Origin of the sequence: Acinetobacter sp. YH12112 (assembly GCF_013418945.1) — a bacterium.
GTDB lineage: Bacteria > Pseudomonadota > Gammaproteobacteria > Pseudomonadales > Moraxellaceae > Acinetobacter > Acinetobacter indicus.
Map to the genome: position 1 here is coordinate 1 of NZ_VPBA01000042.1, position 20568 is coordinate 20568.

General features: G+C 42.6%; 22 protein-coding genes and 3 pseudogenes. 11 read left to right on the forward strand and 14 right to left on the reverse strand.

What is annotated here, in order from left to right; all coding sequences use genetic code 11:
* Nucleotides 1–206: IS3 family transposase (locus FTU50_RS13005; RefSeq protein ID WP_180069821.1), on the forward strand; the 206-nt coding region annotated here is incomplete at its 5' end.
* A gap of 66 nt (nucleotides 207–272) precedes the next feature.
* Here FTU50_RS13005 and FTU50_RS13010 read toward each other — a convergent pair.
* The 3 genes from FTU50_RS13010 to surE all read right to left on the reverse strand — a co-directional run bounded on the left by FTU50_RS13010 (nucleotide 273) and on the right by surE (nucleotide 3019).
* Nucleotides 273–1202, reverse strand: a complete 930-nt coding sequence (locus FTU50_RS13010) for a LysR family transcriptional regulator (protein ID WP_005176807.1) — start codon at nucleotides 1200–1202, stop codon at nucleotides 273–275.
* A gap of 93 nt (nucleotides 1203–1295) precedes the next feature.
* Nucleotides 1296–2132 (reverse strand): peptidoglycan DD-metalloendopeptidase family protein, encoded by an 837-nt coding sequence (locus FTU50_RS13015; RefSeq protein WP_016658404.1) that lies wholly within the window; start codon nucleotides 2130–2132, stop codon nucleotides 1296–1298.
* 110 nt (nucleotides 2133–2242) lie between these two features.
* On the reverse strand, nucleotides 2243–3019 hold the full coding sequence (surE, locus tag FTU50_RS13020) for a 5'/3'-nucleotidase SurE (protein WP_075174788.1): 777 nt from the start codon (nucleotides 3017–3019) through the stop codon (nucleotides 2243–2245).
* Between the two features lie 110 nt (nucleotides 3020–3129).
* On the opposite strand from surE, the gene FTU50_RS13025 reads away from it, so the two are divergent.
* The 5 genes from FTU50_RS13025 to FTU50_RS13045 all read left to right on the forward strand — a co-directional run bounded on the left by FTU50_RS13025 (nucleotide 3130) and on the right by FTU50_RS13045 (nucleotide 6819).
* Nucleotides 3130–3501 carry an MCR_0457 family protein gene (locus FTU50_RS13025; protein ID WP_005176804.1) on the forward strand — a complete coding sequence of 124 codons (372 nt, stop codon included), beginning with the start codon at nucleotides 3130–3132 and terminating at the stop codon, nucleotides 3499–3501.
* Nucleotides 3502–3698: 197 nt separating this feature from the next.
* Nucleotides 3699–4094, forward strand: a complete 396-nt coding sequence (locus tag FTU50_RS13030; RefSeq protein ID WP_016658407.1) for an MCR_0457 family protein — start codon at nucleotides 3699–3701, stop codon at nucleotides 4092–4094.
* 117 nt (nucleotides 4095–4211) lie between these two features.
* Nucleotides 4212–5360, forward strand: a complete 1149-nt coding sequence (gene dacC, locus FTU50_RS13035; RefSeq protein WP_005176801.1) for a D-alanyl-D-alanine carboxypeptidase PBP5/6 — start codon at nucleotides 4212–4214, stop codon at nucleotides 5358–5360.
* A 106-nt stretch (nucleotides 5361–5466) separates the two neighbouring features.
* Entirely contained in the window at nucleotides 5467–5997 is a 531-nt protein-coding gene (locus tag FTU50_RS13040) for a gamma carbonic anhydrase family protein (protein WP_180069824.1), read from the forward strand.
* Between the two features lie 282 nt (nucleotides 5998–6279).
* The gene (locus FTU50_RS13045) at nucleotides 6280–6819 is read left to right on the forward strand and encodes a hypothetical protein (protein WP_180069827.1); all 540 of its coding nucleotides are present in this window, start codon (nucleotides 6280–6282) and stop codon (nucleotides 6817–6819) included.
* Nucleotides 6820–6847: 28 nt separating this feature from the next.
* Here the strand turns inward: FTU50_RS13045 and FTU50_RS13050 are convergent.
* The 5 genes and pseudogenes from FTU50_RS13050 to FTU50_RS15590 all read right to left on the reverse strand — a co-directional run.
* A pseudogene (locus tag FTU50_RS13050) lies at nucleotides 6848–6955 on the reverse strand (integrase core domain-containing protein); the annotation flags it as partial.
* Nucleotides 6956–6991: 36 nt separating this feature from the next.
* Nucleotides 6992–7306, reverse strand: coding sequence for a BrnA antitoxin family protein (locus FTU50_RS13055; protein ID WP_180069828.1), 315 nt, complete (start codon nucleotides 7304–7306; stop codon nucleotides 6992–6994).
* Nucleotides 7293–7573, reverse strand: a pseudogene (locus tag FTU50_RS13060) (BrnT family toxin). The gene FTU50_RS13055 and the pseudogene FTU50_RS13060 overlap by 14 nt, the downstream one beginning before the upstream one ends.
* A gap of 247 nt (nucleotides 7574–7820) precedes the next feature.
* Complete coding sequence (locus FTU50_RS15585; protein ID WP_257223482.1) at nucleotides 7821–8147, reverse strand: hypothetical protein; 327 nt, start codon at nucleotides 8145–8147, stop codon at nucleotides 7821–7823.
* Nucleotides 8138–8611: a hypothetical protein gene (locus FTU50_RS15590; RefSeq protein WP_257223483.1), complete on the reverse strand. Its 474-nt coding sequence runs from the start codon at nucleotides 8609–8611 to the stop codon at nucleotides 8138–8140. The genes FTU50_RS15585 and FTU50_RS15590 overlap by 10 nt, the downstream gene beginning before the upstream one ends.
* A 308-nt stretch (nucleotides 8612–8919) precedes the next feature.
* Between FTU50_RS15590 and FTU50_RS13070 the strand changes: the two genes are divergently transcribed.
* From FTU50_RS13070 to FTU50_RS13090, 5 genes are all read left to right on the forward strand, one after another.
* A complete protein-coding gene (locus tag FTU50_RS13070; RefSeq protein ID WP_104472965.1) occupies nucleotides 8920–9405 on the forward strand; it encodes an NUDIX hydrolase in 486 nt (161 codons plus the stop codon).
* Nucleotides 9406–9409: 4 nt separating this feature from the next.
* The gene (gene mnmA / locus FTU50_RS13075; RefSeq protein WP_075166642.1) at nucleotides 9410–10543 is read left to right on the forward strand and encodes a tRNA 2-thiouridine(34) synthase MnmA; all 1134 of its coding nucleotides are present in this window, start codon (nucleotides 9410–9412) and stop codon (nucleotides 10541–10543) included.
* Nucleotides 10544–10557: 14 nt separating this feature from the next.
* Entirely contained in the window at nucleotides 10558–11289 is a 732-nt protein-coding gene (hflD, locus tag FTU50_RS13080) for a high frequency lysogenization protein HflD (RefSeq protein WP_005176767.1), read from the forward strand.
* Nucleotides 11290–11339: 50 nt separating this feature from the next.
* A complete protein-coding gene (gene purB / locus FTU50_RS13085; RefSeq protein WP_005176761.1) occupies nucleotides 11340–12728 on the forward strand; it encodes an adenylosuccinate lyase in 1389 nt (462 codons plus the stop codon).
* 150 nt (nucleotides 12729–12878) lie between these two features.
* A complete protein-coding gene (locus FTU50_RS13090) occupies nucleotides 12879–13517 on the forward strand; it encodes a DUF2238 domain-containing protein (protein ID WP_180069831.1) in 639 nt (212 codons plus the stop codon).
* 30 nt (nucleotides 13518–13547) lie between these two features.
* Here the strand turns inward: FTU50_RS13090 and sohB are convergent, their stop codons facing one another.
* The 6 genes and pseudogenes from sohB to FTU50_RS13120 all read right to left on the reverse strand — a co-directional run.
* Nucleotides 13548–14510 (reverse strand): protease SohB, encoded by a 963-nt coding sequence (gene sohB / locus FTU50_RS13095; RefSeq protein WP_075174762.1) that lies wholly within the window; start codon nucleotides 14508–14510, stop codon nucleotides 13548–13550.
* Between the two features lie 397 nt (nucleotides 14511–14907).
* On the reverse strand, nucleotides 14908–15837 hold the full coding sequence (gene pstB / locus FTU50_RS13100; protein WP_005176754.1) for a phosphate ABC transporter ATP-binding protein PstB: 930 nt from the start codon (nucleotides 15835–15837) through the stop codon (nucleotides 14908–14910).
* A 13-nt stretch (nucleotides 15838–15850) separates the two neighbouring features.
* Nucleotides 15851–17245, reverse strand: a complete 1395-nt coding sequence (gene pstA, locus FTU50_RS13105) for a phosphate ABC transporter permease PstA (protein ID WP_104469876.1) — start codon at nucleotides 17243–17245, stop codon at nucleotides 15851–15853.
* Nucleotides 17245–18624, reverse strand: coding sequence for a phosphate ABC transporter permease subunit PstC (gene pstC / locus FTU50_RS13110; protein ID WP_180069834.1), 1380 nt, complete (start codon nucleotides 18622–18624; stop codon nucleotides 17245–17247). Before pstC ends, pstA begins: the two co-directional genes overlap by 1 nt.
* 101 nt (nucleotides 18625–18725) lie before the next feature.
* The gene (locus FTU50_RS13115) at nucleotides 18726–19751 is read right to left on the reverse strand and encodes a substrate-binding domain-containing protein (protein WP_005176746.1); all 1026 of its coding nucleotides are present in this window, start codon (nucleotides 19749–19751) and stop codon (nucleotides 18726–18728) included.
* Nucleotides 19752–20344: 593 nt separating this feature from the next.
* Nucleotides 20345–20568, reverse strand: a pseudogene (locus tag FTU50_RS13120) (IS4 family transposase); the annotation flags it as partial.

Below are 20568 nucleotides of genomic sequence, written 5' to 3' on the forward strand. Positions count from 1 at the left end.
GTAACTGTCTGGACAACGCTTCAATGGAAAGCTTCTTTGGAATACTTAAATCAGAATGTTTCTATGGTGAGGAATTTAATTCAGTTGAAGAGTTGGAACAGACCGTGAAAGAATATATTCATTATTACAACCATGAACGAATCAAGGTTAAATTAAAAGGACTGAGTCCTGTAGAATACAGAACTCAGTCCTTAAAAGCTGCTTAATCAAACCGTCCAACTTATTGGGGTCAGATCATGATGCGGCTTTTTTAATTTCTGAATTGTTATATTTTATGAGGCTTCCTGGTAAATTCTGCCGCCAGGTAACTGACAAAAATACTGTTTTAAAGCATCCAGACAACGATGCACTTTCATTGGCTGCTGCTCACGTTTTGGCGTAATCGCATACAATGTAAAGGTCGGCAATTTCCATTCAGGTAATACTTCGACCAAAGAACCGTTAATTAAATCTTTTTGTACATCTAGATATAAAAGTCTCGCGATTCCGTGCCCTTGTAAACATAATGATTTGGCAATCAGAACATTATTTGTGGTGAGGCGAGAGCTCATGTCCAGTCCGACCACTTCACCCGTACTGGCGTGATGAAATGAAAAACTGGCATAATTTTTCATCAAATTTACTGGAATCAGGTCATGATTTTTTAAATCTTCAGGACGTGACACCGGTGTGGTCTGGTTCAGATAACTTGGTGATGCCACCAGAACCTGCTCAACGCGCGCCAGTGGCACTACATTCAGCTGACTATCTTCAATTTTTGAACTCATGCGCAAAGCAATATCAATCCGACCTTCAATCAGGTCAATAAACTGATTGTCCGCTTCGACATGTATGGCTAAGCCACGATGGGCTGACATCCAGTGCGACAATGCCGGAATGACATGATTCGCACCCAGTTCCGGGGTGGTTGCGATACGCAAATCACCTACCAGGTCATCGCGTAATTCATTAATGCGTATTTTACCACGCTCCGCAGCGGCGAGCATTTCCTGACAGCTGTGGAAAAAAGCTTGTCCAGCTTCAGTCAAACTCAGTTTTCGGGTGGAACGGTGTAACAGCGTTACTTCCATTTCATTTTCCAAAGAACGAATTTGCTGACTTACAGCACTTGTGGTGATACCGAGTTCACGCGCAGCGCCACTAAACGAGCTTTTTTCAACAACACAAGCAAATACACCCATTGCTCGAAGTTGATCTAACATAAATTTCCCTCTGAACTTATGAGATGCTCCTACCTTTGATAAAAGCAACTCATTGTATTATACGGTGAAATTTACGTTTTGCACTTAAAAAAATTAATTTATTGGTAAAACATTAGTCGGGTTGATCGGCTTGCCATCAAGGCGGACCTGGAATTCCAGCATGGTGCGGGTGGTGCCCGATGAGCCCATTTCGGCAATTTTCTGCCCTGCTGCTACATTTTGTCCACTATTCACGTTAAGTTTACTGTTATGTGCATAAGCCGTAATGTAGCCATTAATATGCTTAATTAACACCAGGTTACCGTATTCTTTCAGGCCATCTGCGGCATACACCACCTGCCCGTCTGCAGCTGCAAAGACCGGATCACCCACATTGCCGCCATAGCGAATCCCTTTCACATTCGACGCTAAATTGAAGTTCTCAATTACTGCACCATTGGATGGTTTCACCCAGCGTAAAGAACCTACGGTAGAGCTCACTGTCGGCGCCGGAGTAGTGGTTCGTGGTGTGGTTGTGGTCGTCGTGGTCACCGGTGCGGTCGGTGCTGGCGTAGTTTTTGGAATAGCAATGGTCTGACGCTGGATTGGTGCTGGCTGCGTTACCGGACGCGTCGTGGTGGTACGCGGTGCACTGCCACTTTTCAGACGAATCGACTGGCCCACATAAATCCGGTATGGCGCGGCAATATCGTTCATTTCCGCAATACTGAGATAACTTAAACCATAACGTGCTGCAATGCCGCTTAAAGTATCACCTGAGCGTACAGTATAGAAATTTGGCGCAGCCGCATAACGTGCAGAATTATGTACTTGAGGTTTAGACGCACAGCCACTGATGATGAGCGTAGAAATAACGGCTGTAGATACAAATAAAGTTTTCAACAATGTTGTCGGTGCTGCAAATAAACGACCGTGTGACACCAAAGGCATTAATCTTCCTCTCTACATCTTAAATGTAATTATTGAACTGCGCTAAGATTAACAAAAAAGCACCGAAAAAGAGTTTCAGACGGTACTTTTTCACAAAGTTATAACATTCTTTACAGGGCTGGACTCAAGCTGTCATGCAGATGCCCCAGAATATCGTAATTGGTCGCATCCATCTGAATTGGGGTGATGCTGACATAGCCATTGGCCACAGCAAAGAAGTCTGACTGGATTTCACCCACATCTTTACGCGGGTCTGCGACGGCTTCTCCGGCCAGTCCAATCCAGTACACCTGACGACCGCGCGGATCGACATGGCTGGTAATCGGTTTAGATTGACTGCGACGGCCCTGATAGGTAATTTTTGCGCCTTTTAATTCCGCCACATCTGGAATATTAATATTCAAAATGTGGCGTGGCGGCAAGGTTGGCAAGCCGTTGGCAATAAAATCATGCACCCACTGCGCGGCAACTGCATAATCGGCCGGATGCTGATAAGCTCGGACATTAGGGCCAGCCAGTGATACAGCTATGGCCGGCTGCGTCATTAAACGCCCTTCAAAAGCAGCACCAACGGTACCTGAATACAGTACATCATCACCCAGATTGGCGCCGCTGTTAATCCCGCTCACCACCAGATCAAATTCAAAATCAAACAGGCCATTCATAGATAAATAGACACAGTCTGCCGGAGTGCCATTCACCGCCCAGATATCTTCAGCAATCGGAATTGGACGTAAAGGACGATCTAAGGTCAAGGCACTGGAAAACCCGCTACGCTCACTTTCTGGCGCGACAATTACCACACGGCCCAAAGGTTTTAATGCGTGTGCAAGCGCCTGGATCCCTGGCGCAAAAACGCCATCATCATTGGCAATTAAGATATTCACAAATTTACTCTTCAAATTAAATAAATGACCGGTCAGCACATTTCATTGAAATATAATGAGAAGTATATATATTTAGTGTCGAACTTCCATCAATAAAAAGTGTGTATAACATGATTCGTCGCTTATCTGTACGTCGTTTACTGGGGCTTGGTTTTGCGGTAATTCTCTCTCAAGCGGTCAATGCTGAAGGCTTGACGGTAGAAGAAGCCAATACCATTGTGAAAGAAGACATTGCTGCCGCTCAGGTGATGGCTGAGGTTTGTCCGGCCATTATTGGCAAAAACGCCAAACTGGATAGCAATATTCAGGCTTTAATTGAAACTTACCTGGCAGACTTAAAAGGTCAGACTTTAAGCTACAGCGCACTGCAGGCCGATGCAGAATATAAAAACATTCTGATTGAAGCACGTGATGCTGCTAAAGAAACCACGGCAGATGAACAGAAAACTGTTTGTCAGGATGCTGCTGCAATCGAACTTTAGATTTGTACTGACGCACCATCTTCACATCAAGAGTAATCAGCATAGGTTGATTGCTCTTTTTTATTGCATTTCTGATTTGGCTTTTTAATTTTGGTTGTGTGTCAGCCTGCTCAGATACACTTCTTTTCTTTTCATTCTGTCAAAAATCATTAAGCTTATGGGCATGTGGTATTTTTAAGTTTTAGGTCTATTTTTTTATGTACACTTCCCAATTAAAAACGAAATCTTTGCAACTTCTGGCTGGTATCGCCATTACTTTGGGTTTGGGGCAAACCGCACTGGCACAGAATGAAAATATTGAAGTCACACCACTTCAAAAAGTCACCCAGCAGGAACTGGCAGCCATTTATGTATTATCTGAAGTGTGCCCAGCGTTAATTCAGGACAAAGACCAGACTAAATTTAATCAGGGCTATGCCAAACTGGCCAAAGAATATATGCCGGCAGAAAAAGATCCGGTTGCAGCTTTACAAGCCCTAAGCAAGCAAAAAAGTTTTAAGCCGATGCTGGTTGAAGCACAGGCCGATGCCAAAAAAGCGGGAAGCCAGAAAAATAAGGCCATTTGCCAGGAATTGACCGCGTACAGCAAATAAAACTATTTGGTTACAATACTTTTTCCGATAAGCCGATTTCTCCCATAGAAGTCGGCTTTGCTTTATCCTAAAATGCTAGCCTCTTTTGTGCATATATCAAGTATTGGAACACCTAGAATGACTCGAAAAAGCGCCCTTGCTGCCTTACTCCTCCTACCAAGCTTTTCTTATGCAGCAACTGTTTTATCCAATCCGCCAGAACTCAACAATAAATCTTATGTTTTAATGGATTATGAAACAGGGCAAATTCTTGCATCGAAAAATGAAAACGAAAAACTTGCCCCGGCGTCAATGACCAAAATGATGACCAGTTTCATCATTGAACAAAAACTATTGAAGGGCGAACTCACGGAAGATGAAAAAGTTCGTATGAACGAATCTGCATGGTGTCGTGGTAGTAGCACAGAATCATGTATGTATGTTCCGCTGAATGGCACTGCAACTGTACTTGAAATGCTGCGTGGAATTATTGTTCAGTCGGGTAATGATGCCTCTAAAGCCATGGCGGAACACATTGCCGGCAATGAAGGCACCTTCGCGCACATGATGAACGAAGAAGCCAAAAAAATTGGCATGACCAATACCCAGTTTATTAACTCGACCGGTATGCCAGCAGATGGCCATTATTCAACTGCCAAAGATATGGCAACCTTGGCCCAGCACATCATTAAAGACAGTTCTAAATACTATCCAATTTATTCAGAAAAAGAATTTACCTTTAATGGTATCCGTCAAGGCAACCGTAATGCCCTGCTCTATACAGACCCAAGTGTTGATGGTTTAAAAACCGGTCATACCAATGAAGCCGGCTACTGTTTAACGACTTCTGCAAAACGTGGCCCAACGCGTCTGATTTCCGTGATTTTTGGTGCGCCAACCATGCAGGAACGTGCGACACAAACACGTGAATTGCTGGCTTGGGGTTATGCCAACTTTGAAACCAAAAATGTACAGCCTGCAAATCAGGTCCTGGCCAAGTCTAAAGTCTGGTTTGGTCAGTCTGACGAAGTACAAATTGGTCTGGCTGAAAACTTTAATGTGACCATGCCTAAAGGCAAAGCCAATGAAATTAAAACGCAATTGGTGGTTCAGCCGAAATTGACTGCGCCGCTACAAAAAGGCCAGGTCATTGGTAAATATGTCGCAAGCTTAGATGGTAAAGTAATTGCTGAAAAACCACTGGTGGCTTTAAACGCAGTTGAAGAAGCTGGCTTCTTCTCGCGCCTCATTGACCATATCAAGCAGTTCTTTAGCAACCTGTTCTAAGTTTAAAGCACGACTTTAGACTTAAGTGAAGGCACTCATTCAGCGAATGGGTGCTTTTTCTTTTATACTATTGTCTTGATCATTCCACTTTTACGAGCAGATCACTATGAGTCAGAACATTCGTCCTTATTTAGATACCCATCCACAGATTGATGATTCCTGTTATATCGACCCGATGGGCGTGGTCATTGGTGATGTGGTGCTCGGCGAAAATGTCTCGGTTTGGCCGTTTGCCGTAATTCGTGGGGATGTTAACTCTATTCGTATTGGGAAAAATTCGAATGTACAGGATCATGCCATGCTGCATGTCAGCCATAAAAATGCCGATAAACCGGATGGCTCACCGCTGATTATTGGTGAAGATGTGACCATTGGCCATCATGTGACCTTGCATGGCTGCACAATTGGTAACCGTGTTCTGGTCGGAATTAACACCATTATTCTGGATGATGTGATTGTTGAAGATGATGTGATGATTGGTGCAGGTTCTTTAGTACCACCACGCAAGCGTTTAGAAAGTGGTTATTTATATGTTGGCAGTCCAGTGAAAAAAGTACGCCCACTGACTAATAAAGAAAAAGCGTTTTTGCCGTATTCAGCGCAGAATTATGTAAAGGTTTCGGGGAATTATAAGTAAAATTGGATTTCGCATAAGAGTTTTTATGTTAAATAACCGTAAACTTGATAGTATCCAGTTATATCTAGTTCCAAATTTTAAGTATTTTACTTGTTCTATCTCTGAATTTTTTCCCAAATAATTTGAAGTTATCACTTTCAAATCTAATTCTACCAGAAACGATATAAGGCGAAATTCTTAAATGGCTTGCCATATCAGAAATTCCTTTATCAGTATGAGGATAGTTATAAAATATGTTTGGTGCAAGTGAGCCTTCTCAGTTTCTTTTATAATGGATTCTTTATGAAGTTTTTTCTTATTTTTTTAATGTTTATTCCTTCCTTGGCTTTTTCTGAAAATGAAAAATTGAAGTTTGCTGTTCATGATTCTAGATTCTATCTGCAAGTTTTTTCTGATTCATCTAGACAGATTTACCTTATTAAAGATCTTTTTAAAGATCCTTCAGATGAGCCTTTTGTTGATTATACTCAACCGACTGGTTCAGGAGGTTTGCGTTTTTCATTAGTAATTGATGAGCTTGATGGATTGAAAACTAAAGAAAATTTTCATGTCTCACCTGCTTATTATATGACTCGAACTTATGAATATGATCGTATCCTTTCAGATATCTCTATTAACTGTGTTTCGAATGAATACCATATTAGGCATGAAACTTACTTTAAAAATTATGAAATAGTTGGCACCAATACTTTCGATAGCTATATTTCATGGCGTATTCCGGGAGATGATTTGAGTTTTACCATTCATGACGAACATGGCTTTAAAGAAACGTTTACTAAAGTTTGTTTAATGCAAAATGGTAATACCCCCATTTTTAATTGAATTAATTGTAGAAAATTTAAAGCCCTTGTTATTGTTTAAAAATAGGTGGACAACCATTTACTGACATATGATGTCGTTCATGATTATAAAAGTGCTGCCAGTTAGTTGTATACTCCTGCACTTCGCTCAGATCTCTTATACGAAGTCAAAAATGGGAGCCTAAGCTACCTTTTTATTGATGATTTTTTAATTCTTTGAGCATAGCATCCCGTAAGATTTCATTCATACGTGTTTGATAACCTTTTCCTTGTGCTTTGAACCAAGCAAGCACATCAGCATCTAACCGAATTGAAGTTTGTTGCTTTACTGGGCGATAGAATTGATTATGGCGTACAGCATTGCTCCAGTCTGTAATTTCAGGAATATCTGATAAATCTAGCTGATCATCAGGAACCGTGCCTTTAGCAAGCAAGCGTTGAATTTCAGCATCTTGTTTGTCGCTGAATTTTTCATTCAGTTCTTTGCGTGAGTGTCTAACCATGCTCATATTTATCTCGCTCCGCTTTTATTACCTGTCTTGCACTAATAATGCTTATGATTTCACAGTCATCTTCATCAAAGATGGTTTGAGCTACTAAGAGCATTAGTACGCCTTTCCAATGGTTTGCCAACGTTCTTCACCATCGGTATGTCTGTCCTGGATTGAGATCCTTAATGGATCTTCAAAAACAAGGCTTGCCGTTTCGAAAGAGACATCGTGTTTTTTCTGATTCTTTCGATTCTTTGCCTCATCCCATTCGAAATACTGTTCCATAAAAAACATTCAAATTTGTATATACAATAATGTATCACAAAATTGTATCACTCAAGCTGAAAAGCGTAATTTTTAGTCAAAATTATTGGCAAGAACTATCAAAACCATTCATAAAAAAGCCGACTTGGAAACAAGTCGGCTTTTTGGGTTTTGCGTCCCAATTTTTATAGCATAACTTTTTGAAATATAAAACTATTTTTATATGCGTTTCGTATAACGGTCATTAAGTTAAACGAATTTATATAATTTACTTTCTACTCCATTCACGAGTTCCACTAATTTCTGACATTACATTCTCAAATTGAAAGTTAGGATCTAAATTAGGAGAATATTCTCCTCTATGATTTGCATAAACAAATTGCTGACAATCACAGTTATTTGCATCCTCACCACAATCCATACACTCCGCATTACAAGCATCTATCATTCTATCAATCCCTTCATGATGCTCATAACTATATGGAAAGTGACCATATCCTGTACTGCCACAGATTCTTCCATTAATAAAGTCATCGACATCATTTGTGTTATGTAAATCACAATTGAAGATAGCTGCAACTGGTCTTAGTACCACTCTTGAATAATCAAATTTATGGGACGGCATTTCAAAAAAATTTTCCCTTGTTTTTGATTTAAGCAGTGAAATGATAAATCACCATATATATCAATTAAGTGTTGATACCTAGTTTTATCCAGCTCTACATGTTTGAATGAATTATTCACAGCATCCAATAAAGAAAATTTATTATTGATATGAATACATCCATCTACAGCATATTTTTCATCAAAACTTCTAATGAAATTTTTTCTAGAAATATTTGAATGCTTTTGTGCAATGAAAACCATGTAATCAATTGCATGTGCAAGTATGGCATTGAATGAAAATGTATGATGAAGTTTTAATTTATTTTCATCTAAAAACTCAAAAAACTCTTGTGAGGCAGGAATAAGAACATCATTTTTATAAGATAAAAAGTACTTTGCATCTTCTTCACTAGATTTTGCATTATATATTCCAGTTTTTCTCAGTACTTTCATCTTCGATATTCAACATAGCAATTGCTCTTAATTCTTTAAATTATCTAAAATTAACATAATACAGGTTATACGAAATTATTTTTACTTCTCTTTTTAAATCAGCATATTAGCTCATACTAAGAAGTCAAAATCACCTGATTTGAACTTCTTTATGGATTTCTCATGTTCCACGCTCATTATTAAGTCCTTGTTTCACACAATTTTTTACTCAAACACAAAAAACATCTTCTCCAAAGAAATCCCCTTCCCTCATAGCCACACCCCCCTAAATTTTGTAGAATATGCGTTTTACCCCATGGTGCTTTTTTATGACCGCTTGGACTGCGCATGTGACTGTTGCCACCGTTGTTGAAAAAGACGGTAAATTTCTGTTCGTAGAAGAACAGACTGAAGGCGTTACACATACCGTCTTTAACCAGCCTGCAGGTCATGTAGAAGCCGGTGAAACCATTATTGAAGCAGCGGTTCGCGAAACCCTGGAAGAAACCGGATACGATGTACGTATTCAGGCTTTACTGGGCATTTATACCTATACTCCGCCCATGTTTCCAGATCGTACCTATTACCGTTTCTGCTTTCTGGCCGAAGCCATTCACCATCATGCAGATGCACAGCTAGACACTGGTATTCTCCGTGCTGTCTGGATGAGCCCGGATGAACTGCTTGAATCGGCCCGCGCCCGCAGTCCTTTGGTGATTAAAGCCGTACAGGATGCTCAGACCGGACAAAAATATCCTTTATCGCTCATTTACGAGCACCAAAATTCTCCCTTAATTCATAGTGTGGATGCCTAATCCTATGCAACAACGTGTCATCGTCGGTATGTCAGGTGGTGTAGATTCTTCTGTTTCTGCAGCACTCCTCCTTCAACAAGGTTATCAGGTTGAAGGATTGTTCATGAAAAACTGGGAAGAAGATGATGGCACGGAATACTGTACAGCCATGGAAGATCTGGCCGATGCCCAGGCCGTATGCGATAAAATTGGCATCAAACTGCACACCGCCAACTTTGCCATGGAATACTGGGATCGGGTTTTCGAGCACTTCTTGGCAGAATACGCCGCTGGCCGTACCCCTAACCCGGACATTCTGTGCAATAAAGAAATCAAATTCCGTGCGTTTTTAGATCATGCCATTAACCTGGGTGCTGACTTTATTGCCACAGGTCACTACTGCCGTCGTGGTGAAACCATGACCAACTCTAAAGGTGATCAATATGCACCTTTATTGCGTGGTGTCGACAACAACAAAGATCAGACTTACTTCCTGCATGCAGTACATGGTCGTGAAATTAACAAGACCCTGTTCCCTGTCGGTGAAATTGAAAAGCCACAAGTACGTAAAATTGCAGAAGAATTGGGCTTGGCGACTGCAAAGAAAAAAGACTCCACTGGTATCTGTTTTATTGGTGAACGCCGCTTTAATGACTTCTTAAAACAATATTTACCCGCACAACCCGGAAAAATCGTGCTGGAAGATGGCAAAGAGGTTGGTGAACATCACGGCTTAATGTACTATACGCTCGGTCAACGCGGTGGTATTGGTATTGGCGGCATGAAAGGTGCAGCTGAAGGTGCCTGGTTTGTACTGCATAAAGATGTAGCCGGCAATCGTCTGGTGGTTGGTCAAGGTCATGATCATCCACTGATGCAAAGCACGATTCTGTGGAGCGAATCCATTGACTGGGTCGCAGGTGAGCAGGATATTCCTGACACCGGTTTCCGCTGCACGGCAAAAACCCGCTATCGCCAACCTGACCAAGACTGCGTATTATTTAAAGATCCAGAAACACCAAATGGTGTACGTGTTGAATTTGATCAGCCACAACGTGCAGTAACACCAGGTCAAAGCGTGGTGTTCTACGCAGGTGAAGTGTGCTTAGGGGGTGGCGTGATCCATCATACCAATGCCCCTCACCCGGATTTTGTTTAAAGGATTGTTTCGGCATGACAGAGTTACCGTTTCAACAGCCTCGAACTCTGAATGTTCGCCAGAATCGTGCTTTGGCCCTCGCTGCTGTGTTTCAGGCCACGCAGCTGACCCATATGACCGCACTGACTGGCCGACAAAGTATTGGCGATAGCGGTAACTTTTATCTGGAGCGCCTGATTCAGGCCAGCCTGAATATCCGTCCAAGTAATAATCAGAGTGGCCAAACCTTAGACTTTTTTAGTCAGCTGGCCGATATCTCTCTTGGTTTAAAAACCCTCGAAAATAGCATTACCCATCCGTTTACCACATCACCCAAATCCAGATTACCGAAAATGTCCAATGCCAAGTTGCCAATGTCCTATGCCATGGCGCTGCTGCAACTGGAAAAGAAAGTCTATAGCAATCCGCAATTTGTTGAAATTATTGAACAATCCCAGCAAAAAATCTTAAAACAGCTGTCCTTTTTTGATAATAACTATTTACATCCAAGTATTCTCGCCAATCTTGCCCAAACCTATGTGGATACTGCCGGACAGATTAATCCGCGGATTATGGTGCGTGGCAATGCCGAGGCCTTTAAAGATTCTGCCCATACCAACCGTATTCGTGCCTCGCTATTTACCGGTCTGCAAATGGCGCATTTGTGGCGTCAACTCGGTGGCAGCTCATGGGCGATGATTTTTAGCAAACGCAAACTGCTTCAAGATATTCAAGATCTTGCCCGTTTACAGTATCAGGTGGTCTGATCTGTACGGACATTTGTTTTAGGTTTAGTTCCAAAGTTTAAGGAATCGTTATGAACGCTTTAACTGCACTTTCTCCATTAGATGGACGTTATGCGAGCAAATGTGATGCTCTTCGTCCTTTCCTTTCTGAGTTTGGTTTAATCCATGCTCGTGTGACTGTTGAAGTGCGTTGGTTACAAGCGCTTGCGAACCGTCCGGAAATTACTGAAGTCCCAGCTTTTTCTGCAGAAACCAATGCGGCCTTAGATGCGATTGTGGCGAATTTCTCTGAAGAAGATGCGAACCGCATTAAAGAGATTGAACGTACCACTAACCACGACGTTAAAGCGGTTGAATATTTCCTGAAAGAAAAAATCGCCAACATCGACGAGCTGAAAAATGCCGGTGAATTCATTCACTTTGCCTGTACTTCTGAAGACATCAACAACCTGTCACACGCCCTCATGCTAAAAAACGGCCGTGATGTACTGGTTGCATCTATGCAGCAAATCATTGACTCAATTGTGGCGCTGGCTGAAAAACATGCTGATCAACCGATGTTATCTCGTACTCATGGTCAAACAGCAAGCCCAACCACTTTGGGTAAAGAAATGGCTAACGTAGCGTACCGTTTAGCGCGTCAAATCAAGCAATTCAACAATGTTGAACTGCTGGGTAAAATCAACGGTGCAGTGGGTAACTACAATGCTCACCTGTCTGCGTATCCAGACATCAACTGGCCTGCACATTCACAAGCATTTGTTGAATCTTTAGGTTTAACTTTCAATCCGTACACCACGCAAATTGAACCGCATGACTATATGGCGGAACTGTTTGATGCGCTGCGTCGTTTCAACACCATCTTAATCGACTTTAACCGTGACGTTTGGGGTTATATCTCGCTGGGCTTCTTCAAACAAAAACTGAAAGAAGGCGAAGTCGGTTCTTCAACCATGCCGCACAAAGTCAACCCGATTGACTTCGAAAACTCTGAAGGTAACCTGGGTATTGCCAATGCGGTCCTGGCTCACCTGGGTGAGAAACTGCCAATTTCTCGCTGGCAGCGTGACTTAACCGACTCAACTGTACTTCGTAACATGGGTGTTGGTTTTGCACAAAGCTTGATCGCATTTGAAGCCTGCTTAAAAGGTATTGGTAAGCTGGAACTGAATGCTGACCGTATTCTTGAAGATCTGGACAATGCGCAAGAAGTATTGGCTGAACCGATTCAAACGGTTATGCGTCGTTACAACGTTGAAAAACCATACGAAAAATTAAAAGCGCTGACTCGCGGTCAAGCGATGACCCGCGACATGATGGTCAGCTTCGTCAACGGTAACGAATTAGAAGCTGTTCCTGCGGCAGATCGTGCACGTTTAGCTGAAATGACCCCTGCGTCTTACACCGGTAATGCCGCTGAACAGGCAAAACAAATTAAAGATTTGATTGCTAAAATCTAATGAAATGATTTGAGTTTTTCACAACATCTTCTTTCTTCCTCTGGAAGCAACATAAAGAGGGTGTAATTTTGAAAAACTCAGCATAAAAAAGCGAAGCTCCGGTTTCGCTTTTTTATTATGATAATTACAAATCCCAATCCTATAACCAGAATGATCGACTACCAATTACAAGCCAAACATTGGCTGATGCTGGTCCTGTTAGGCCTGACCATGCTGCTTGCCAGTATCAACCCGATGGAATTTTCAGCCTATGTGCTACATCAGGTTGGAACGATCCTCATGCTAATTGTGCTGCTATTGCTCTTCAAAAAAGTCGGTTTAAGCTTTTCGAGTTTTGTTTTCTATCTTATCTTTCTGTTGATTCATATTTTAGGCGCGCATTATCTCTATTCTTATGTGCCCTATAACGACTGGCTGCTGCAATACTTCGGCTTTGATTTAAATCAGTGGCTGGGCTGGGAACGCAATATGTATGATCGCTTTGTGCATTTTGCCTATGGCGTGCTGCTCTACCCGCTGTTTTTCCGCTTACATCGGCTCTGCTTTCCAAAAGCCAAAGACTTGGTGATTTTTCTGCTGGTCGTGCAATGGGTCATGAGCAGCAGTTTGATTTACGAATGGCTGGAATGGTTACTCGCGATTATCCTCTCTCCAGAAACGGCTGAAAATTATAATGGTCAGCAAGGTGATGTCTGGGATGCGCATAAAGATATGCTCCTGGCTACGCTCGGCGCGATTCTGGCAGGAAGCTGGAGCTTATACAAAGACAGAAAAAAAGCACTCGATTGAGTGCTTTTCATGTTTCAGAGCAAAATTGGATTAGAGCTTAGGATCGCGCATTTGAACCAGGTTGGCGCTGGCTTTGCTTAAAGTATCCATGACTTTATTCATGACCGCAGGCACCAGAGAATCGGCCACCTGTGCGGCTTGTAAGCCAAGTTTTTCGCCCAAGGTTGGCTTGCGACGGGTTTCAATCACATAAACATCATGCTGTGGCAATAACCCTAACAGGTATTCATCTGAGGTTTGCAGTTTATCGACCAGGTTCAGGTCGGAAGCATCCTGACCATACCAGTGTTCACCTGTGGCGACTTTTTCCACATTGAGCTGTGGACGGTATTTTTCAACAAAATGCTTGAACAGGCTGTGAGTTTGTTGCAGTTCTTCTTCAAACTTGGCCTTGCCTTCTTCGGTATTTTCACCAAACATGGTCACGGTGCGTTTGTATTGACCAGCCGTATACAGTTCAAAATCTATATTATGCTGTTTTAGCAAACGGTTAAAGTTTGGCACCTGTGCCACTACGCCAATTGAACCCACAATGGCAAACGGTGCAGAGATAATTTCATTGGCGATACAAGCCATCATATAGCCACCGCTGGCGGCGACCTTATCAACACAGATGGTCAAATGAAAACCGGCATCACGCAGACGCACCAATTGTGCAGCGGCTAAACCATAACCATGTACCATCCCGCCCGGACTTTCCAGACGCACCACCACGCGGTCACGTCCAGCTTTGGCGGTGGCCAGAATTAAGGTAATTTCTTCACGCAGATTCTCTACCGCAGAGGCGGCCATATCCCCTTTAAAATCGAGTACATAAATTTTCTGGTTATTCTTTTTACGCAGGCGTGCCTCTTTGGACAATTGCTGGCTAAATTGCAACAGCTCCAGTTTGGAGGCCGTGGTCTGCGCTATTTTTTTTCGTTGTTCGTTAATACGCGCATTTAAATGACGGATACGAATTTCGGCAGGTAGTTTTGGGGAATGAAATAACATATAAAAATCTGTTCTCAATTTTATTTTGGCTAAGCTTTAGATGAGGGCGGATATTTAGAATTCAATATTAGCGCATTTATTTGCTTAATTTAATCTACTTCAGTGTTAACCGGAGTGTCATTTTTGCAACAACTAAAAAATACAGCCCTGTTGAACAGAACGGGATTTTTAAAAGCTGGGAAAGCTCAACATTAAAACCACCAACTGGACAGCAGATAGAACGATTTGCGCAGGATTCAGCCTTTCAAACTGAAATCTATTTTGAGCTTTGTTTTAAGCGTGTTGATAGATGGATAATACACCAGATCCGCTATGACCCTCACCCTATCCCTTAACCAGAGCCATAAAAAAACCGCAAATATTGATTTGCGGTTTTTGTATATACAGCGGTTGGCAATTAACCAAAACGGCCTGTAATGTACGCTTCCGTTAATTGATGGTCTGGTTGAGTAAAGACCTTTTCAGTCGAGTTCACTTCAATCAGATCACCCAGGTGGAAGTATGCGGTACGGTCTGATACACGCGCTGCCTGTTGCATCGAGTGCGTAACAATCGCAATGGTGTACTGGGTAGACAGCTCAGAAATCAGTTCTTCAACTTTTGCAGTTGCAATCGGGTCCAGTGCGGAACATGGTTCATCCATCAGAATGACTTCTGGTGAAACCGCAATGGTACGCGCGATACATAAACGTTGCTGCTGACCACCTGACAGACCAGTACCTGGCTGGCTTAAACGGTCTTTGACTTCATCCCACAGACCCGCTTTACGCAGGCTGTTTTCAACAATTTCTTCAAGATCGTATTTGTCACGCGCCAAACCGTGCAGTTTCGGGCCGTAAGCCACGTTTTCAAAAATTGATTTCGGGAACGGGTTTGGCTTCTGGAACACCATACCCACCTGAGCACGTAGCAACACCACGTCCAGGTTCGGATCATAGATGTCCTGATTATCCAGCATGACTTTACCGGTAACGCGGCATGAATCAATGGTGTCATTCATACGGTTTAAGGTACGAAGGAAAGTCGATTTACCACAACCTGATGGACCAATGAAGGCAATGACTTCATTTTCATAAATGTTCAGGTCAATGCCTTTAATTGCTTCAGATTCACCATAGTACACATGAACATCGGAGGTGCTGAGTTTGACATTGTTCGATTTGGCTTCTTTTTTGCTCGCCGCCTGGGTATCAAACTGAGACACAAACGAAGTTGCAGGCTGTTTGTGTTCTTCGCCTTCGGTTGACGTAAATTGTGTTTGCTCTGGATTCACTGCTTTATCCTGTTCTAAGGAATTCGGTTTGTCTGTGCTTAATACAGTAGTCATATTTTGCCCTCAATTACCAACGTACTTCAAATTTCTTACGTAACCAGATCGCCAGACTGTTCAGGCCGATCATGAGTGCAAGAAGTACGATAATGGCGGCAGCGGTACGTCCTTCAAAGAAGTTACGCAATTCATTGCCCTGCCATAGGAAAATTTGTACCGGTAATGCGGTAGATTGATCAAATGGAGATGCCGGTACGCTCGCAACGAAGGCACTCATACCAATTAATAGAAGTGGTGCGGTTTCACCCAATGCTTGTGCAACACCAATAATCGCACCGGTTAAAATCCCTGGTAATGCCAGTGGCAATACATGATGGAATACGGTTTGTAGACGTGATGCACCCAAGCCCAATGCAGCCTGACGAATAGATGGCGGCACCGCTTTTAGTGAAGCACGTGTGGTAATAATTACGGTCGGTAAAGTCATTAAACTTAGAACCAGACCACCCACCAGTGGCGCAGATAACGGTAAATGCATCCAGCCAATGAAGATGGCAGCGCCCAACAGACCAAATACAATCGATGGAACTGCGGCCAGGTTGTTAATGTTCACTTCAATAATATCAGTAATGACATTTTTTGGTGCAAATTCTTCCAGGTAAATTGCAGATGCCACACCAATTGGAATCGAGATAAAGATCACGATCAGCATCATGAATAATGAACCCATGAAGGCACCGGCCAAACCTGAGGTTGCAGGCGAACTACGCGAGTCCGGGCTGACAAAGATATTGGTATTGAAAGTATTTTCCATAATACCTTGGGCTTTCAGGTCATCTGCCAGCTGGCGGATTTCCGGGCTCAGCTGCTGCTGTTCTGCCGGTAGGTCACGGTCGATATTGCCCGCAAGCCATACATCTACATTGGCATCGGCCAGAATTTTCACTTCTTTGGTTTGACCAATCAGTGATGGATCTGCCAGCACCATATCACGTAAGCGATAGGCTTCAGAACTGGTGTACATGTAGCCTAAATCATCACGCTTGGCTTCAAGCGCCGCATCTTTAGCGACGATACCGTTAACGATAAGTGCATCCCAATCAACCATCCCCATTTCAGTCTGCCAGGCAATCATACGGTCATTAAATTGTGCCGGAGATTCACCTGCCTGCTGTTTTGGCTGGGCGCCCACATTAATAATGCTTGGGTCAAAGTAGACTGGCACTGCCATACTGCTTTGCCAGAATGCCGGTAAACCTTTGGCCAGAATACTGCCGAACAGTAACACGACAAAGAATAAACCTGCCAGTACCGAGGCCAGACCAAACATGCGGAAAGTGCTTTCTTTACGATGGCGTTTTGCTAACGAGCTTTCAATTTTCTGTTTACGTTGTGCGCGTAATTCAGCGGCCGCCCGTGGATCAAGCGGTTGTTGATCCATTGAAGTAGTATTTGAAGTACTCATTAGTCGTATTGCTCACGATATTTACGCACGATGTAAAGTGCCACAATGTTCAAACACAGGGTAATAACAAACAGGGTTAAACCTAATGCGAACGCCACCAATGCCTGCGGACTTGCGAAGTCGGTATCACCGGTTAACTGGTTAACAATCGTCATGGTCACGGTTGCAACCGCTTCTAGCGGGTTGGCATGTAACAACGGACTGTTACCTGCGGCCAGAACCACAATCATGGTTTCACCAATTGCACGAGATGCAGCCAGCAAGAAGGCACCGATAATCCCTGGCAAGGCAGCCGGCATCACCACTTTACGAATGGTTTCCGACTTAGTCGCACCCAGACCCAATGAACCATCACGTAGAGCACGTGGTACCTGGGTAATGATGTCATCAGATAAAGACGATACAAATGGAATGATCATGATGCCCATTACCAGACCGGCAGTTAAAGCACTGGTGGCATTGATATCAATACCCAGCAGTGCACCGGCACTTTTCAGGAATGGACCAATAATCATTAAGGCAAATACACCATATACAATGGTCGGAATACCGGCCAACACTTCAATGGTTGGTTTTGCCCAAGAACGGAATTTCGGAGATGCATACTCTGCCAGGTAAATGGCAATCATCAGACCAATAGGTACTGCAACCAGCAATGCAATCGCACTGACCAGCAAGGTTCCCCATAACAGCGGTAACAGGCCATATTCACCATCGGCACTACCGGTGGTACTAAAACCTGGGTTCCACTGGGTACCAAAGAAGAAGTCCATTGGGCTGACGAAGCTAAAGAAGCGCATGGCTTCCCCGAACATCGACATCACGATACCAACGGTGGTCAGAATGGCCACACCAGAACAGAGGGCTAAAGAAATGTTAATGATCTTTTCAACCTGGTTACGGGCACGGTACTGTTGAGAGACACGTTTTTTCGCCCATAGCAAACCAATTAACGCTGCACAAATCACAACGGCCAGTTTGATATAAGAACCAATGGTTTCAAATTTTGCTAATTGTTCAGCAGCTGCCAGTTCATAGGCGGCTGGTGTATCAGTGACACCAAAGCCAGAAGCCAGTGCTTGCACACGGTCTACCAGAACGCTGGTGCTGGCTGCATTCAGGTTGGCAGCAACATCTGCCGGTACATGACTCAGTACTACCTGTTCCAAAATGGTTGGCTCAACCAGATTCCAAACAATCAAAATTAAAAAAGCAGGGATCGCACACCACAACGCCACCAACGCACCATAATAACCAGGGCGTGAGTGCAACATTGCAGAATTATTTCCCTTACCTGCTAGGTTACGGCTTTTGCTTAACCCGATTTGATAGGCTATGGCAATAATTGCCAGTAACAAACCTATGAGTAGCAGATTCATGTATTCTCCACCGTTTTTTCAATTTTCATTATTTGAAAAAACATTTCTCTTCGCAAAAAGCTGATGGCAGGAAACCCTGCCATCAGCTGTTTTAACCACAATTATTTAACAGCTTTACCTGCTTTGAAGTTCGCCAGGATTTGCGCACGTTCTTTGTCAGATAAAGAGATCAGACCTGCTTTGTCTAACTTAGAACCTTTACCAGATACTTTCTTGCTTAAGAAGAATTCTGTGTACTGTTGTAAGCCTTTGATTGATTTCAGGTGCTCACCTTTCACGTAGAAGAACAATGGACGTGAAACAGGATAAGAACCGTTCAGAATTGTTTGCTCAGATGGCGCAACGTTGTTTACAGTTGCAACACGTAGCTTGTCACGGTTTTGGTCATAGAAACCTAGACCGAATACACCTACTGCACTTGGAGAAGTTCTTAAACGTGCCAGTGTTTCAGTGTAGTCACCAGCGATTTCAATCACACGGCCATCTTTACGGAAAGTTGTACATGCTTTTTTCTTCGCATCTTTGTCTAATGCTTTGATTGCTGCATAAGCTTCACAACCTGCATCAACCATTTTCTCCTGGAACACTTCACGTGTACCGTGGTTAGATGCTGGAATTACCAGAGTAATTGGTTCATTTGGAAGTGATTTGTCAATCTGGTTCCAACGTGTATATGGGTTAGCAACCATTTTACCTTTCGATGGAAGCTCAGCAGCCAAAGCAGCAAATACATGGTAAGGTTTTAATTTATAAGCAGCTTTGTTTGAGTTTGACGCGAATACGATACCGTCATAACCAATTTTAACTTCTAAGATCTGGTTCACGCCTGCTTTTTTACATGCAGCGATTTCTGAATCTTTAATTTGACGAGATGAGTTTGCGATATCAATTGTGTTATCGCCCACACCGTTACAGAATTGTTTCAAACCACCTGAAGAACCGCCAGAACCAACAACAGGCGCTTTGAATTGTGGGAATGTGTTACCGAACTCTTCTGCTACAATACTTGCGTATGGCAATACTGTAGAAGAACCAGCGATTTGGATGGTGTCACGAGCTGCGTTCGCAGTTGTTGCTACAGCTGCCCCAGATAGTGCTAATGCAAGTGCGATATTGGTAAAGCGCATTCTGTTCTCTCTCAATTTATGCAAATTCGGAGTACGCCACTTTTTATTAAGTTTTGTACTTATTTCGTTATGTGCATTGTGAGTTTAAAATATGACAATAAAGTTACACCTTTATGACACTTTAATGATGTTTTATTTTGCAGCTTGTTTTTATAGTTTCTAGAAGCCTGCTTTATATCAAAATATTAATTTAAGATAATGATTTTAATAATATTTCACTACCTTATTAAAATTTCGAAAGATGTCTAAAAAAATATGAAAGCGCTGTAAAAATATGACAAAATGCCAATCCAGCACCGGTTCACTTTCTTACAATTGTCATAATTCTCTCTGGTTGATGACAATCACCCGATATTCTATAAAAAGCGAAATTGATTGTTTTTCTTAAACTTAATATATTCATCTGTTGCCTGAAACACACGCTCTCAGCCAATTGATCACTTCACTGTACTCAGCCACTTTATTCACTTCTATCCCCTTCTTTGGCCCATTTAGCTTGTTAACAGATGCCTGAGCACTCATCTTCACTTTTTCAATTCAATGACCCGAGATAAAAAAAGAGGCCCTGTAGGCCATTGCTGTCCCACAATTTTTCACAAGAGGAAGCTCATTTGAGCTTCCTCTTGTTTTATGGGTATTTTATCGGGTGAAAATAAAGCTTTTAAAGTTCTTCTTTCAAACAAATTCACATGAATTATTCTGAGTAAACGTTGAACTGTCCAACCTGTTTTTCCTAAATGTCGAGCGAAACTCACCAATAAATAGGCGATCATCGCAATCCAGATTTGTGTCTGAATTGCGTTCCTGCTGCGGCCTA

What these genes read in the sequence shown, in the direction of transcription:
- sohB (WP_075174762.1), bottom strand. Translation starts at nt 14,510, where the DNA reads ATGTTATTTCATTCCCCAAAACTACCTGCCGAAATTCGTATCCGTCAT.
- pstB (WP_005176754.1), bottom strand. Translation starts at nt 15,837, where the DNA reads ATGACTACTGTATTAAGCACAGACAAACCGAATTCCTTAGAACAGGAT.
- purB (WP_005176761.1), top strand. Translation starts at nt 11,340, where the DNA reads ATGAACGCTTTAACTGCACTTTCTCCATTAGATGGACGTTATGCGAGC.
- pstC (WP_180069834.1), bottom strand. Translation starts at nt 18,624, where the DNA reads ATGAATCTGCTACTCATAGGTTTGTTACTGGCAATTATTGCCATAGCC.
- FTU50_RS13030 (WP_016658407.1), top strand. Translation starts at nt 3,699, where the DNA reads ATGTACACTTCCCAATTAAAAACGAAATCTTTGCAACTTCTGGCTGGT.
- FTU50_RS13015 (WP_016658404.1), bottom strand. Translation starts at nt 2,132, where the DNA reads ATGCCTTTGGTGTCACACGGTCGTTTATTTGCAGCACCGACAACATTG.
- FTU50_RS15590 (WP_257223483.1), bottom strand. Translation starts at nt 8,611, where the DNA reads ATGAAAGTACTGAGAAAAACTGGAATATATAATGCAAAATCTAGTGAA.
- FTU50_RS13040 (WP_180069824.1), top strand. Translation starts at nt 5,467, where the DNA reads ATGAGTCAGAACATTCGTCCTTATTTAGATACCCATCCACAGATTGAT.
- dacC (WP_005176801.1), top strand. Translation starts at nt 4,212, where the DNA reads ATGACTCGAAAAAGCGCCCTTGCTGCCTTACTCCTCCTACCAAGCTTT.
- pstA (WP_104469876.1), bottom strand. Translation starts at nt 17,245, where the DNA reads ATGAGTACTTCAAATACTACTTCAATGGATCAACAACCGCTTGATCCA.
- mnmA (WP_075166642.1), top strand. Translation starts at nt 9,410, where the DNA reads ATGCAACAACGTGTCATCGTCGGTATGTCAGGTGGTGTAGATTCTTCT.
- hflD (WP_005176767.1), top strand. Translation starts at nt 10,558, where the DNA reads ATGACAGAGTTACCGTTTCAACAGCCTCGAACTCTGAATGTTCGCCAG.
- FTU50_RS13010 (WP_005176807.1), bottom strand. Translation starts at nt 1,202, where the DNA reads ATGTTAGATCAACTTCGAGCAATGGGTGTATTTGCTTGTGTTGTTGAA.
- FTU50_RS13055 (WP_180069828.1), bottom strand. Translation starts at nt 7,306, where the DNA reads ATGAGCATGGTTAGACACTCACGCAAAGAACTGAATGAAAAATTCAGC.
- FTU50_RS13070 (WP_104472965.1), top strand. Translation starts at nt 8,920, where the DNA reads ATGACCGCTTGGACTGCGCATGTGACTGTTGCCACCGTTGTTGAAAAA.
- FTU50_RS13115 (WP_005176746.1), bottom strand. Translation starts at nt 19,751, where the DNA reads ATGCGCTTTACCAATATCGCACTTGCATTAGCACTATCTGGGGCAGCT.
- FTU50_RS13045 (WP_180069827.1), top strand. Translation starts at nt 6,280, where the DNA reads ATGAAGTTTTTTCTTATTTTTTTAATGTTTATTCCTTCCTTGGCTTTT.
- FTU50_RS13090 (WP_180069831.1), top strand. Translation starts at nt 12,879, where the DNA reads ATGATCGACTACCAATTACAAGCCAAACATTGGCTGATGCTGGTCCTG.
- FTU50_RS13025 (WP_005176804.1), top strand. Translation starts at nt 3,130, where the DNA reads ATGATTCGTCGCTTATCTGTACGTCGTTTACTGGGGCTTGGTTTTGCG.